General features: G+C 56.9%; 11 protein-coding genes. 6 read left to right on the forward strand and 5 right to left on the reverse strand.

The features are described 5' to 3' along the window. Positions 1-8: 8 nt before the first annotated feature. The 4 genes from dnaN to H8K03_11845 all read left to right on the forward strand — a co-directional run bounded on the left by dnaN (position 9) and on the right by H8K03_11845 (position 6,911). Positions 9-1,136, forward strand: coding sequence for a DNA polymerase III subunit beta (gene dnaN, locus H8K03_11830; protein UVT18522.1), 1,128 nt, complete (start codon positions 9-11; stop codon positions 1,134-1,136). A gap of 107 nt (positions 1,137-1,243) precedes the next feature. After that, positions 1,244-3,712, forward strand: a complete 2,469-nt coding sequence (gene gyrB / locus H8K03_11835; GenBank protein UVT18523.1) for a DNA topoisomerase (ATP-hydrolyzing) subunit B — start codon at positions 1,244-1,246, stop codon at positions 3,710-3,712. A gap of 82 nt (positions 3,713-3,794) precedes the next feature. After that, positions 3,795-6,272, forward strand: a complete 2,478-nt coding sequence (gene gyrA / locus H8K03_11840; protein ID UVT18524.1) for a DNA gyrase subunit A — start codon at positions 3,795-3,797, stop codon at positions 6,270-6,272. Positions 6,273-6,323: 51 nt separating this feature from the next. Then, the gene (locus tag H8K03_11845; GenBank protein ID UVT18525.1) at positions 6,324-6,911 is read left to right on the forward strand and encodes a hypothetical protein; all 588 of its coding nucleotides are present in this window, start codon (positions 6,324-6,326) and stop codon (positions 6,909-6,911) included. On the opposite strand, the gene H8K03_11850 is transcribed toward H8K03_11845, so the two are convergent. Then, positions 6,838-7,341, reverse strand: a complete 504-nt coding sequence (locus H8K03_11850; GenBank protein UVT18526.1) for a DUF721 domain-containing protein — start codon at positions 7,339-7,341, stop codon at positions 6,838-6,840. The two genes, H8K03_11845 and H8K03_11850, sit on opposite strands and share 74 nt — an antisense overlap. Positions 7,342-7,393: 52 nt before the next feature. On the opposite strand from H8K03_11850, the gene smpB reads away from it, so the two are divergent. Then, positions 7,394-7,867, forward strand: coding sequence for an SsrA-binding protein SmpB (gene smpB / locus H8K03_11855; GenBank protein ID UVT18527.1), 474 nt, complete (start codon positions 7,394-7,396; stop codon positions 7,865-7,867). 631 nt (positions 7,868-8,498) lie between these two features. Here the strand turns inward: smpB and H8K03_11860 are convergent. From H8K03_11860 to H8K03_11875, 4 genes are read right to left on the reverse strand one after another with little or no spacing between them, the layout of a single operon-like run. Then, positions 8,499-9,935 carry a hypothetical protein gene (locus H8K03_11860; GenBank protein UVT18528.1) on the reverse strand — a complete coding sequence of 479 codons (1,437 nt, stop codon included), beginning with the start codon at positions 9,933-9,935 and terminating at the stop codon, positions 8,499-8,501. Beyond that, a complete protein-coding gene (locus tag H8K03_11865) occupies positions 9,932-10,615 on the reverse strand; it encodes a response regulator transcription factor (protein UVT18529.1) in 684 nt (227 codons plus the stop codon). The genes H8K03_11860 and H8K03_11865 overlap by 4 nt, the downstream gene beginning before the upstream one ends. Before the next feature lie 56 nt (positions 10,616-10,671). Continuing rightward, positions 10,672-11,289, reverse strand: a complete 618-nt coding sequence (locus tag H8K03_11870) for a hypothetical protein (GenBank protein UVT18530.1) — start codon at positions 11,287-11,289, stop codon at positions 10,672-10,674. Continuing rightward, positions 11,286-11,726 carry a ferredoxin:thioredoxin reductase gene (locus H8K03_11875; GenBank protein ID UVT18531.1) on the reverse strand — a complete coding sequence of 147 codons (441 nt, stop codon included), beginning with the start codon at positions 11,724-11,726 and terminating at the stop codon, positions 11,286-11,288. Before H8K03_11875 ends, H8K03_11870 begins: the two co-directional genes overlap by 4 nt. A gap of 99 nt (positions 11,727-11,825) precedes the next feature. Between H8K03_11875 and H8K03_11880 the strand changes: the two genes are divergently transcribed. Beyond that, entirely contained in the window at positions 11,826-14,822 is a 2,997-nt protein-coding gene (locus H8K03_11880; GenBank protein UVT18532.1) for a hypothetical protein, read from the forward strand. Positions 14,823-14,833 lie beyond the last annotated feature (11 nt).

Raw genomic sequence — 14,833 nt, forward strand, 5'->3', positions numbered from 1 at the left:
AGGACTCCATGAAAGTACGCATTGGGCGAGATGAACTGTTGACGGGTCTCCAACGGGTGCAAGGCGTCGTGGAGAAACGCAATACGATGCCGATACTGTCCAACATTCTGTTGGAAGCCAGGCAGGATGGGGTGGAGATCATTGCGACAGACCTCGAAATCGGTATGCGAGGTCTGTACAAGGCGACCATGATCACGAGCGGAGGCGTGACCATATCGGCTCGTAAGCTGTTCGAGATCGTGAAGGAATTACCTCCCGGCGACATTGAATTGACGGCCACGGACAACAACTGGACCACTATTCAGGCTGGAAAGAGCCAATTCAAGGTGGTGGGACTTCCCAGCACCGAGTATCCGGCATTGCCGACGATCGAGCGGGAAGGGCTGACACCTCTCTCGGGAGACGGACTACTCGAATTGATTCGGAAGACCCTCTTTGCTGCGGGTGATAACGATGCCAGGTACATCTTGAACGGCCTTTTGGTGACGTTGGTTGCGACCGACAAGAAAACCACCCTGCGATTAGTCGGCACGGACGGCCATCGGCTGGCCGTGGCGGAGCAGGAAGTGGGCAAGGCCGGCAGTAAAGGCATACCGCAGGAAATAAAAGCCATTATTCCCAAGAAAGCCGCGCATGAGATTCGACATCTGTTGGAAGAGGGAGGCGATAGTGATCCGCTCATCGGCTTCTCCAAGAATCTCATGATCTTCCGCAAGAGCGGTCTGCTGCTGACCTCACGGCTGATGGAAGGCAACTATCCCAACTACCAACAGGTGATTCCCAAAGAGAGCGGCAAGCACATCAGCGTGAACCGGGCAGAATTGGAAAGCGCGCTGCGTCGGGTGTCGGTGTTGTCCAAGGACAAGGCCAGCGCAGTAAAGGTTTCGTTCACTTCCGGCAAGATGACTCTGTTTTCGAGCAGTCCGGACTATGGAGAAGCGACTGAAGAATTGCCGGCTCGGTACGAGGGTGATGCGCTCAACACCGGATTCAACGCCCGTTATCTTTTGGATACGTTTAGCGTGATGGACGGGGACACGGTGTCTCTTCAGATGGATACGCCCCTGAGTCCGTGTCTCATCCAGGAGCCGGAAAGCCCGGGGTTCAAGTGCGTGGTCATGCCCATTAAGATTTAGCAGCATGCTGCTAAAGTCAGCCGGCATCGGTCTCGCATCGCGTCTTCTCGCTCATCTCCGGAGCAGGGACCGCGAAGTTCGTTTCTCAACACGTTGTTAGGAATCGGATGGCCACAGAAGACTCTTCCCCAACCAAGTCAGAAAGCTATCGCGCCGATCAAATCAAAGTCCTCGAGGGCCTCGATGCGGTACGAAAGCGGCCGGCGATGTACATCGGAAGTACCGGCGTGGATGGACTCCACCATCTGGTCTATGAAGTCGTCGACAACAGCGTCGACGAACATATGGCGGGGTTCGGCGAGGCGATCGAGGTCACGATCCATATCGACGGGAGCGTGACGGTCATCGACAACGGGCGTGGCATTCCCACCGGCATGCACCCCACGCAACACAAGTCCGCCGCCGAGGTGGCGCTGACGGTCCTTCATGCAGGCGGTAAATTCGAGCAAGGCGCGTATACGGTCTCCGGCGGCCTGCACGGAGTCGGGATCTCCGTCGTGAACGCCTTGTCGGAATGGCTCGAGCTGGAGATCTGGCAGGACGCCCAGGTGTTCGAGCAGCGATATGAGCGCGGGAAACCCAATGCCCCCCTCAAGGCGACAGGCAAGACAAAGCGCCGAGGGACCAAGGTGCGGTTCAAGCCGGACGGTCAAGTCTTCGAGACGTTGGAATTCAGCTTCGACATATTGGCCCAGCGGCTCCGCGAGCTGGCGTTTTTGAATAAAGGCTTGGCCATTACGCTGAGAGATGAGCGGAAAGAGCCGGCGAAAGAACAGGTCTTTCTGTACAAGGGCGGGATCGTGTCCTTCGTCGAACATCTGAACGAAGCCAAAACGCCGCTGCACAAGCCGATCTTTGTCAAGGTTGAGAAGCCGGAGATGATTCTGGAAGTCGCGCTTCAGTACAACGATAGTTATGCGGAAAACCTGTTTTCATTCGCGAACAACATCAATACCAAAGAAGGCGGCACGCATTTGGTGGGGTTCAAGGCCGCTCTGACGAGGACGATCAACACCTATGCGAATGCGAACGATCTGCTGAAGAAAGAAACCGAGTCGCTGAGCGGCGACGATGTGCGCGAAGGGCTCACCGCCGTCGTCAGCGTCAAGGTGCGCAATCCGCAATTCGAGGGGCAGACGAAAGCGAAGCTCGGCAACAGCGAAGTCAAAGGTGTCGTCGAGACGGCGGTCAACGAGAAACTCGGCGCCTATTTCGAGGAAAATCCGCCGGTCGCGCGCAAGATCATCGGCAAGGCGATCGATGCGGCCCGCGCACGCGAAGCCGCTCGCAAAGCCAAGGATCTGATCAGACGCAAGAGCGCGCTCGATGGAGGTTCCCTTCCCGGGAAATTGGCGGATTGTTCGGAAAAGGATCCGGCGTTGAGCGAACTGTACATCGTGGAAGGCGATTCGGCCGGCGGATCCGCGAAGCAAGGACGCGACCGCAAGTTCCAAGCCATCTTGCCGCTGAAAGGGAAGATCCTGAACGTCGAGAAGGCGCGTTTCGACAAGATGTTGTCGAGCGACGAGATCAGGACGCTCATCATGGCGCTGGGAACCGGAATCGGTCGCAAGCGGGAAGAAAGCGACAAGTCGGAGAAAGACACGTTCGATATCGCCAAGGCTCGCTATCACAAGATCATTCTCATGACCGATGCCGACGTCGACGGCAGCCACATCCGTACCTTGCTCTTGACGTTCTTTTTCCGGCAAATGCCTGAGCTGATTGAACGGGGGTATATCTACATCGCTCAGCCACCGCTGTTCAAAGTGAAAAAAGGCAAGGCGGAGCGGTATCTGAAAGATGAAGGATCGCTGAATGAGTACTTGGCCGACCTCGCGGTCGAGGACGTCGAATTATACATGGAAGGGGCCCAGGGATACGTGACCGGGCGCCGGCTATTGCCGATTCTAAAGAAAATGATCTCGTTCGAAACATTGCTCGGTCGCCTCAATAAAAAGCCGCACGAAGCCACCATGCTGCGCGCCTTTGTCGATGAACCGGGGCTCGATCGCGAACTCCTGAAGGATCGAGCGGCACTGCAGCGATCAGTCGAGAACGTCAAGAGAGCGCTGGCCGTGGCGTTTCCGAAGGTGACATCGACCTTCGACGTGCTCGACGACGAAGAACATCAATCGAACAAGGTTGTGTGCCGGCTTCACACAAACGGTGTCACCCACGAACTGGACGTCACTCACGAACTTGTCGGTTCCGCGGACTTTCGTGAGCTCCAGAAACTGACTCCTTCTGCCATCGGATTAGGGCGTCCACCCTACAAGCTCAAAGCGAAAGGTCACGAGAGTCCCTATCGCACGACCGATGAACTGGCGAAAGCGATCTTGGATATGGGGAAGCAGGGACTCAGTATCCAGCGATACAAAGGTCTGGGAGAAATGAACCCTGGACAGCTCTGGGAAACCACCATGAATCCTGAAATGCGCACGCTCTTGAGGGTGACGCTTGAAGACCTCACCGGGGTCGACGAGATCTTTACGATTCTGATGGGCGATGAGGTCGAACCGCGGCGTCATTTCATTCAAACCCATGCCCTCGAAGTGAAAAACCTGGACGTCTAAACATGTCATTTGCCAACCGGACAAGATGTTCGACGACTCGATCGGCGGATGACGCTCGACGGAGAACGAGGAGTTAATCGGAATGCCTCCTGATGAACGGTTAGGCCACATCGCCATCGAAGACGAGATGAAATCGTCTTACCTCGACTATGCGATGAGCGTCATCGTGGGACGAGCGCTGCCCGACGTTCGTGATGGCCTCAAACCGGTCCATCGCCGCATCTTGTTCGGTATGAACGAAATGGGTCTCGCCTCCAATCGGGCCTACCGCAAATCGGCGAAGATCGTGGGCGAGATCATGGGCAATTATCATCCCCACGGTGACTCGGCCATTTATGACACCCTTGTGCGGATGGCGCAGGATTTCAACATGCGCTATCCCCTCGTTGACGGGCAGGGCAACTATGGGTCGATGGACGGCGACTCAGCGGCCGCCATGCGCTATACCGAAGCGCGCATGACCAAACTGGCCGAAGAGATGCTGGCCGACATCGACAAGGAAACGGTCGATTTCGGCCCAAACTATGACGAATCGCTACAGGAACCCCTGGTGCTACCGACCAGGGTGCCGAATCTCCTGGTCAATGGGGCGGGGGGCATCGCGGTGGGCTATGCCACCAACATCCCGACGCACAATATCGCCGAAATCATCGATGGATTGCTCCTTCTGTTGGAGAACCCGGAGGTGACGATCGCCCAGCTGATGAAGAAGATCCCGGGGCCTGATTTTCCCACGGCCGGATTCATCTACGGCATGAGCGGGATCAAAGAGGCCTACGAGACGGGTCGAGGCCTCCTCACCTTGAGGGCGAAGGTCGCGGTGGAGACCGATGAGCGCACCGAACGCGAGCGCCTCATCGTCACGGAGATTCCCTATCAAGTCAACAAGGTGTCATTGATCAAGAAGATTGCCGAGCTGGTTCAGGAAGACCGGATCAAGGGCATCTCGGACCTACGAGACGAATCATCGGATCGCGAAGGGGTGCGGGTGGTGATCGAGCTCAAGCGGGGTGAAATCCCCTTGGTGGTGTTGAACAATCTGTACAAGCATACCCCGCTCGAAATCACCTTCGGCGTCATCATGCTGGCTTTGGTCAACAATCGACCGGAGATTCTGAATCTCAAGCAGATCCTCCATCATTTCCTCGAACATCGGCGCGAAGTCGTCGTGAGGCGGACGGCCTTCGAGCTCAGAAAAGCGGAGGAACGGGCGCACATTCTGGAAGGGCTCAAGATCGCGCTCGACCATCTCGATGCCGTGATTGCGCTTATCCGCAGGTCACAATCGCCGGACGAAGCGAGAGCCGGTTTGATGCGGCAATTCAGCCTCACCGAGATCCAGGCCAATGCGATCCTGGACATGCGGCTCCAGCGCCTGACACAGTTGGAACGCGCCAAACTCGTCGAGGAATACCAGGAAGTGCTGAAACAGATCGAATACCTGAAGTCCGTGCTCGCGAGCCAAGGGCTGGTTCGAAACATCATTCAGGACGAGCTGACGGAAATTCGTGAGGCCTACAAGGACGAGCGGAAGACCCAGATCATCAAAGAAGAGGCGGAGATCAGCCTTGAAGACCTGATCGCGGAAGAAGAAGTGATCGTGACCATCTCGCACGCCGGATACATCAAACGAAATGCCGCGTCCCTCTATCGCGCTCAGCGACGAGGCGGCAAGGGCAAGATCGGAATGGGGATCAAGGAAGAAGACTTCGCCGAGAATCTCTTTACCGCCTCCACCCACGATTCACTCCTCTTTTTCACGGACGCGGGAAAGGTCTATTGGTTGAAAGTCCATGAAATTCCCGAGGCCAGTCGGGCCGCGAAGGGCAAAGCCCTGGTCAATCTGCTCGCCCTGTCAGGCAATGAAAAAGTCACGGCGACATTGCCGGTGAAAGAATTCCGAGACGACCGGTATATCGTGATGGGCACCAAGAAGGGCGTCATCAAGAAGACGGAACTGTCCGCGTTCAGTAACCCAAGGCAAGGTGGGATCATCGCGTTGGGACTCGAGGGGGGCGATAGACTGATCGGCGTGCAACTGACCGATGGACAGCGGGAAATCCTTCTGGGGACTCGCCAGGGCATCACCATTCGATTTAAAGAAGAAGAAGTGAGGCCGATGGGCCGGACGGCATATGGGGTCAAAGGGATCACGCTCGAAGAGGGCAATGAAGTCATCGGCATGGAAACCATCACTCCCGATTCCACGACCTCCCTTTTGACCGTCACGGAAGGGGGCTACGGCAAACGGACACCCGTGGGCGAATATCGCATTCAAGGCCGTGGCGGCAAGGGCATTATCAGCGTGAAGACGACAGAGCGAAACGGTCCGGCGGTCGGGTTCCTGCAAGTGCGAGACGGCGACGAAATCATGCTGATCGCCGCGCAGGGAAAGGTGCTTCGTTGCAAGGTGGACGATATCCGCGAAATCGGCCGGAATACCCAAGGTGTTCGCATTCTGGATCTCGACGGCGAAGGAGACCGCGTTGTGAGTGTCGCGAGACTAGCCGAAGCCGTCGAGCGAGAGGAGACGGCTTCGGAGGGCACGGCGGAGACCTAACCTGACCGGGCCCCGCAGCCAGGTTCAATGCACCAGCAGGCATCCTCTCCCATGCCATCTGCCGGTCCTAAGGCCAAGAAGCCGCTGGACATCGTCGTCAAATTCGGACTCGCCGTCTTTGTGGGATCCTTCGCCCTGATCTGGGGAGGCATGTATCTCAGCCGTCCCGATCGATCGATTCCTCCCTATACCGTCGGTTCTCAGTCAGGCCATGTCGTCGCGACGGATGTCCCGTCAGGGACTCACGATGATCAGATTGAAAAGTTACTGAATCGTTTCCGGAAGGTCGGTCATGAGACACGGGATTTCGGTCGCATGAAGATATATCCCACGACCCCGGGCGATGCGGGAGGCCGGTACAGACAGATCGTGATTTATGTATTCGACGATCACGGATGGACCGATCCGGAAGTATTGACAAAGTTTCTGGCGGGAGACGCGACGACGATCAAGAACTATGAACAAGCCATGCGCGGATACTATCGCTTGCTGGACCAGGAAGAAGAAGGAGGCTTGGGTCCCATGCCCAAGAATGGGCAACTCTCCGGCGACACACGGATCCTGTTCAAGGGACTTGTGACGGACCCTTTGCCGGTCGAGGCGGAACGTGAGCAGGGTATCTCGATATCACCTCTCTAAGCAGCTCACGGAGAGAGGGATCTTGTATCGCGGCGGTATGCGAGGCGACCTCAGCCCACGATTCCTTTGTCGGACCTGAGGGCACGTCGGGGCCGTGAACGGTTGGAGCATCCTCGTTTTGACTGGGGATCTCTCCGACTCGAAACGCGATGTCCGTCACAAACCCCGTTCCAGCCTCCCCCTCCAGCCTCGCCAAGAGCTCAGGCTTGAGGAATGTCAGTTGCTGTAGCCAGACGGGATTCCTGACGATCAGGTATAGCTTCTTGAAGCGGATCTGGGCCGGCCACGTGTGGGAACCCGTCGGCTCGCCCACGATGTCGTGCCAACGACGCTGCAGACGAAGTTCCAGCAGCGTCGATTCCAAGCCAAGCCGCTTCGAAAGACCGGAAAGAATGCTGCTGAAGGAATCGAGTGTCCGAGGTCCACTCATGTGGCATCATAGGCGCTAGCGGAGAAAGAGATCAAGGCGTAGGGTTCAGGTCATGGCAAAAGAGGCGGACGATCAGCGGAAAGTCGTGGTCACGAATCGGAAGGCGTACCACGATTATTTTATCGAAGAAAAGTTCGAAGCCGGGATCGTGCTCAAGGGAACCGAAGTGAAATCGCTTCGTGACAGACGAGTGAATCTACAAGACAGTTATGCGACCGTCAAAGACGGCGAAGTTTTTCTTCAGCACTGCCACATCAGTCCGTATAGTCACGGCAACATCATGAACCACGATCCGATCAGGACGCGCAAACTGCTCCTTCATCGAAAAGAGATCAATAAGCTCCTGGGGAAAACCCAGCAGAAAGGTCTCACGCTGGTTCCTCTCCGCATCTATTTTTCAGAGCGCGGCCAGGCGAAGGTCGAACTTGGATTGGCAAAGGGTAAGAAGCAGCATGATCGTCGAGAATCGATCAAAACTCGGGAAGCGGGACGAGAAGTTGAACGGGCAATTAAAGAGAGAAAATAGTACGGAGCCGGAGAGACAGCCGAAGAAGCCTTTGTGTTCATACCGGAGCAGAGGAGCCACACAGCGCGCTTCGATGAGTGCCAAGCAAACGCCGTATCTCCTCTTTACTAATTAGGAAGTGCGGCCCCCTGCTCTTTTCCCAAGGCTTTCCCTTTGACTATTCCCGCTCCAGATACAGTGCCTTGTACATCACCCCAACGACGGCGCTCAGCGTCAGCACTGCGAAGAATATCGTCATCATGGATCTTCACTCCTTGCCATTCCTGTGGCGTGGGCGATTGGCTCAACGCCTGGCGAGCTGCAACATGGCGTACAACACTCCGAATATGGCGGCTAGCAAGAATATTTCAATGAACGAGATCATAGTAGTGATTCACCCCCTTTCATATGGTTTAGGTATACACCGCCAACATGAAGCCCCCATGAGAGGATCGTGAAGAGTTCTTCATGGATCGAGATCCCAACTTCCGTAAATGCACGTTTTTGTTCACAGAAAAGCGGTAGGGGTCAATTCCAATCTCGTCTGACCACTTGGTAGGCAGCCTATTATCATCGCTGGTTCCGTATGCACCATGGGGTTCCATTGAGGGAGTAGCTCTGCGAAGGGTCTGGGTAGAGACTGCCGGAGATGCTAGGCAGGAACCGTTTGCTGAGCGAGGGACGGCAAACACAGTGTGAACACGGAGCCCTTGTTGACTTCGCTCGAGACGGAGATGCTCCCGCCGTGGGCGTCCATGATTTCCTTCACGATAGGCAGCCCAAGTCCGGTACCAGCGGTATCCTTCGCTCTGGCCCAATCGGTCCGGTAGAATCGCTCAAACAGGTGGGGAATATGCTCCGGTTCGATGCCATGGCCCGTATCCTCGACCGCCACGGCAACCTCCTGACCGATCGACTGTAAGCGAATCGTGACAGAACCGCCGGCCGGTGTGTACTGCAGCGCATTGTCGAGCAGATTAATCAGGGCTTGTTTGAGCCACTGCGCGTCGCCCAGCACGGGGGGAACCGGTTGGGCTTCAAACCTCATGCTGATCTGGTGGTCATCTGCCAACAGCGTGAGTTCATCCACGATCTCTTGAATGAGGGGTTCCAAGGCGAGAGGCACGAGATTGACCGGGGGCTTGCTGCTGGTGAATTTGGCCAACGTCAACAAGGGGCGGGTCAGGGCGATGAGGCGTTCCACTTGCTGAAGATTATTGAGCAGCACTTCGTGATATTCTTCGGTGGTCCGCGCTTTCATGAGCGCCACCTCCAGGTTGCCCTGTAGGATCGTCAGAGGCGTCTTCATCTCATGGGCGGCGATCTCGCAAAAGTTCCGCTGGACTTCACTGCCTCGTTGGAAGTGATCCAGCACGGAATTAACCGCCTGGGTCAGGCGGCGAAATTCTCGATAGGGTGAATCCAGCGCCAGCCGTTTTCCAAGGTCGGCTTCCGCCATCGTTTCGGCACCCGTGCACAAGGCCTCGATCGGGGCCAGCACTTTCTTCGCCAGCCAGAGGCCGCCGACCCAGGCGACAAATAAAGTCGCACCGGATCCGAGCGCGAGCAGCAACACGAGGCCATTCAACGTCTCCTGGTAATGGAGCAGCGATGTTTCTGCCTGCAAGATGTACGGCGCATGGTTTTTGCCGACGAGGAAGAGAAACAGGTGCCGCGCAGGGGTCCCATCGCGCGCGTCGAGTGTGTCGAACAGGATGTTCTTCAGGCGGACTTGTTCACGTACACGAGTGGGGAGCGAATCTTGTTTACCCGCGTGAGGACTTCTCCACAAGAGCGAGCCGTCGGCTGAAAAGACGCGAAGGGCGTGAGTAACGTCGGGCAGGACGTACTGCTCCGTGCCATTTGGAGTCAACTCGCTGGTCGAGGCGGTGTCCTTGCTGCTGTGTTCAAAGAGCTCCGGATGCCGCTCGACAAACTCGGCCAGCGTCTCCGCCAACACGAGGAGGCGTCCGTCCACGAAACGCTGGAGGAGGATCTCGCTCGCGGCATACACGAGCGCGGAAAACACGAGAAGCCCGGCCATCAAGACCAGGGCAGACCAGCTGATCAAACCGCGCAGGGATTTCATGCCGGCGCGTCCGGCTCTTCGAGCATGTACCCTGCGCCGCGCACGGTGGTGATCAAGGGCGGCGAAAAGTCCCGGTCGATCTTCGCGCGCAGCGCTCGAATGTGGGCGTCGACGATGTTCGTCATGGGATCATAGCTGATATCCCACACATGTCCGATGATTGCCGTTCGCGTCAACACCCGATTCTTGTTCCGTAAGAGGAACTCCAGCATGGCATACTCCTTGTTCGTCAGGAATATTTCCTGTCCCGCGCGCCAGACACGGTGAGAAGCCGGATCCAACCTCAGATCAGCCGCTTGCAAATGGGCCACTTGCTGGGAACTGCCCCGACGTAAGAGAGATCTGACCCGGGCGAGGAATTCCACAAAAGCGAACGGCTTTGCCAGGAATTGATCCGCGCCCGTTTCAAAACCGGATACCTTGGTCTCCACTGTGTTGCGCGCCGTCAACAGGAGCACCGGAGTCATAATGCCCTTGTCTCGAACACGGCGGCAGAGCGCGAGGCCGTCAAGCTTGGGCAGCATGATGTCGAGAATCAGGAGGTCGTAAGGGTTTCCCAACGCCAATGCCAAGCCTTCCTCGCCGTCGGCGGCTGCGTCCACGATATACTGTTCTTCTTTCAATCCTTTTCTGATGAATTGAGCCAGATCCACATCGTCTTCAACCAACAGAATTCGCATGGCTATCCTCATTCCTCATCACCGGACCATACAGATCCGGATGAGGACGCTACGGGTCAACAGAAGCCGTTTCTGCAGTCCGTGACCACAAGGTTGGCGGCTTTCTCGCCTACATCCAGATCCATGGTCGACCAGGCTATTCCGATCGCTCGTTCATCTTGATGAGATCCGCTGCTTCCCTCCAGGAGACTGACAATATAATACCGTCCCGCGGGAACTTTCGTGAACCAGAAGTGGCCGGTTGGGTTGGCCCGCGTCGTACGAAGATAGGGAGCAAGTCGCTTTTCAGTCAGAAGCTGCGTCAGGACCGTGCGGAGACAATCGGCAAACGGAACGGGAGGATCAGGGAGCTCCGTCGATAACGCTTCGCCTTTTGAAGCGCAGGCGCTTGTTCGGACGTTCCGGTCGAACCAATGGCGAGTATACGGAACGGTTGGAATCAAGTACACCGGGACACCTGCTTGAGTGAGGGCTTTCCCAGAGGGTGAACTTAAGAACACTTGTCCGGTTGCCGTGCCTCGACCTTTGGGTTTGTAGGGGAAGAGCTCTTTCTCATTCAGTGCGGGCGGGTTCGATTGACCGGGTTCCAACGCATGCGCCGATGGAACAGACGAGCTCGCGATGAGGAAGAACCATGCGAGACAGGGCGCGAGCTGGATACGATACCACGTCATGTCGTGGAAGCCGGCGCGGTCGCGGACTCCTCCGGGGCAGTTGGAGAGGAGACTGCCTTATGTTTCAGTGCCCGGCCTTTGTCCGGGGTCGGATCAGTGACCACTCCATACACTTCTCGACCTTCGTGGCCTTCCGGCAAATATTCCGTAATCGGCATCCCATCCTCGCGAACGAATAAGAGACAGTGGCAGTACTTGTAAATCTGCATTTCGTCGCAAGCACAGATCCACCGGCGGAGCTTGGCTTCGGCTTCTTTGTCTTTGTAAAAGTTGCAAGGGCAGAGCGGTTTTCCGAGTTCGTCCACATGAGACGCTAATCCTTTAATGACCGCTTCCGTCACGGCGGCATTCGGATGCATCGCGGTTCCGCTTTTCTCGGCAAAATTCTTTACGAACTTCTGCATCTTATCGAGACTCTCCTGCGTGGGTTCGGCCATGAATCTCCTCCTCTGAACCAAGATGGGCAGAACAGCTAGTTTACAAGGGAAATTCGCTTCTTTACAATCCATCACTTCTGCCGAATCAGGTGACGGATCATGACACAAGTTTCGAGCCGACAACGCTTACTACAACGGCTGGTTCCCGAACTGGGTGCGACGGGTGCAGACCCATTCGTCACGCGCTTGACCCAGGCAGCGGGCAAACCGGATGCGGAAGCGCAGGTCCTGACCCTGCTCGATGAACTCGAAGAATTGTCCGAGAAAACGGCTTGTGCGGCGATCGCTGCGTTTCCTGAGCTCGATCGGCGCGCCGGACTCTCGCACATCCTGCTCTGGCTCGATCTTGGAGTCGCACTGGCGCAGACATCAGGCGCCTCCGCGCTCAAATATTTCAAGGATAGTCCCTTGGTCCTCAGCTTGATCGAGAGAGCCGATGCGCGCACGGAGGTCCTGACGATCGGTCTGGAAATCGCCGAGCAAGATGCCAACGTGGCGCTCGAATACGTGCGACACGCACCGGAGATTCTGGCCGTCATTCACCCAGATCACCTGCGGCCATGGCTCGAGATCGGTATTGAACTGACGGCCATCAATGTGGTGGTCGGGCTGGAGTTCATCAGCCAAATCTCCAGGCTGGCTTCTGTCTTGCCGTTCGAAAGCGTTCGCAACTGGGCGACACTGGGCATGAAATTGATTGTGCCGAACAGCCTCGGGAAGCCGGACTACGTCGGGACAATGGAATTTCTTAGGACAAGCCCGGCGATTCTCGGAGATATCGAAGACCCAACCGTCCGCGCAAAGGTCGTGTCCCTGTGTCTCGTGCTGACCGAGCAGTCACCCGAATCCGGTATGACCTGGCTCACAGAGTCGCCTCGGGTTTTGCGAGCGGTGCCTTCGATGGAATGGAAGCTCAGGCTGTTGCAGTACGGCTCCTTGCTTGCCGAGAAACACGCGGGGGCGACGCTCGAGTACCTTCGTCGTGCCTCGGAACTCGTCACACTGATCGGAGATGGTCCTGAGGCATTGTCGAGATTCGACAATTGGTTTAGCGCCGGGATGGAAGTGCTGGCTTATAGTCCGGACGGAGCGCGCGCCTATTTTGCCGTAGAGTCTCGGAAAGCATTGGCTTCGGTCGAGCAAGCGCTGAGCGGTGTGCCGTTTCGGCAGGTCGCTCAAAGACTGAAGCTGTTCGTCCAAGGGCTGTGCGGTAGTGACGTGGCCGTCATGGCACTGCAAGATTCACTGACGTCCCCGTCCCGCGCGATGGTCGGTGCCGATGGGCGGACCATTTCCTTCCCTGCGTTGCTCCGTCGGTATCCCACGGCTGCGGAGAACGAGCGATTGTATCTCGTCATGGCGGCACATGAGGCGGGGCACGTGGAGTTTGGTACGTATCGGCTCAGGCTCGAAGCCGTTGCCGATCTGATCGAAGCAGTTCGACATCGGTACAGTCGACCCGATCAGGCGAGGCCCGAGACGCTGGCTGGCCTGTTTCGACTCTACCCGGACTCGGATCTCGTACGAAATCTCTGGATGGTGCTCGAAGATGCGCGCGTCGAATTCTTGCTGCAAACAGAGTATCCGGGCCTCAAGTGCGACCTGGCGCGATTGGCGGCGGAATCCATCACCCCGCGCGATCCGGCTCAGGGTGTGACCCCGAAGGAATTGGTCGTCGATTGTCTCCTCAGGCTATCCACAGGTGAAGCAGAACATTCCGCTGTGCCAAAGGCCCTCACGGAAGAAGTCTCCATCCTCTGGAGAGTGTGTCGGGCCGTGTTGAAGGCTACAGCCACGGCGGAGGAAACGGTTCGTGTGGTCGATGCGGTCTATGTTCGGCTGGAAGAGTTGCTTGCAGCCCGCGGCGAGATGATCCACATAGAGCGGCACGATGAGCGGAAAGATGAGAAAGCGGGAGACACACAACAGGAACCGCCGAGCGATCAATACCGTACGGTAGTTGATTTGGCCTATCGTGGCTCGATGAATCCGGAGTTCATCGGATGGCATCAGGGCCAGCTCGAACAGAAACATGAGACTCCAGCACAATCAGACGGTTCGGTACCTCAAGATGTGCTGCTCGGGGAACAAAAGTCCGCAGGCAGAGAATTATTGAGCGAGGGGCGTTCATTGCCGTCGGTTGTGGAAGAATGCCTGACGCGTGAGGCCGGCTCGCAGTCGATACGGGAGACAACAGTTCATGAGCAGCGGGCTGTCCTCTACCCTGAATGGGACTATCGGATTGACGACTACCGGCTGAATTGGTGTCGAGTGGTCGAACGACCCGCTGACTTTGGATCTGACGAGTTCGTCACGGTGACATTGGCTGCCCAGCGGAGTATCGTGAGGTCTCTGCGCCGGTACTTTGAAGGCTTGCGTCCTCCCGCGCTCCGCCGCGTCGCGGGGCAAGACGACGGGGACGAGGTGGATTTCGATGCCGTCGTCCGGCGAACAGGGGAGCAGCGGGCGGGAATGGAAGGCGACGATCGTGTGTACATCCGTCGAGAAAAAAGAGAACGCGACGTGGCGGCGGCCTTCCTCGTCGACATCAGTGGATCGACCAGCCGAGAGCTCGGAAACGGGCGGCGAGTCATCGACATTGAGAAGGAAAGTCTTGTGCTGCTCTGTGAAGCACTCGATGCCATAGGTGATCAGTTTGGACTGTATGCCTATTCCGGTCGAGGCCGCGCGGTGGTCGATTTTCTCACGATTAAAGATTTTGGCGATCGTCTTGGAGCCTCGACGGCTCATCGGCTGGGAGGCTTGGCCCCACGTCATCAGAACCGAGACGGAGCGGCAATCCGTCATGCCACGGCGAAGCTGTTGATGCGTGACGTGAAGACCCGCATCCTGATGTTATTGAGTGACGGACGGCCCTTGGACGACCAATATGGGGACGACTACTCCTTGGAAGACACGAAGGCGGCCCTGCGTGAGGCGAGACGACGGGGAGTCGAGACCTTTTGCGTGACGATCGATCGGGAAGCGGAAAGTTACCTTCGCCGCATGTATGCCGGGGCGCAATACTGCGTCATCAGCAGCGTCGAGGCCCTTCCCACGAAACTGCCTCGCATTTACAGGCAATTGACGGCATAGCCAAAGTCACG

This window comes from Nitrospira sp. (genome assembly GCA_024760545.1).
GTDB lineage: Bacteria > Nitrospirota > Nitrospiria > Nitrospirales > Nitrospiraceae > Nitrospira_D.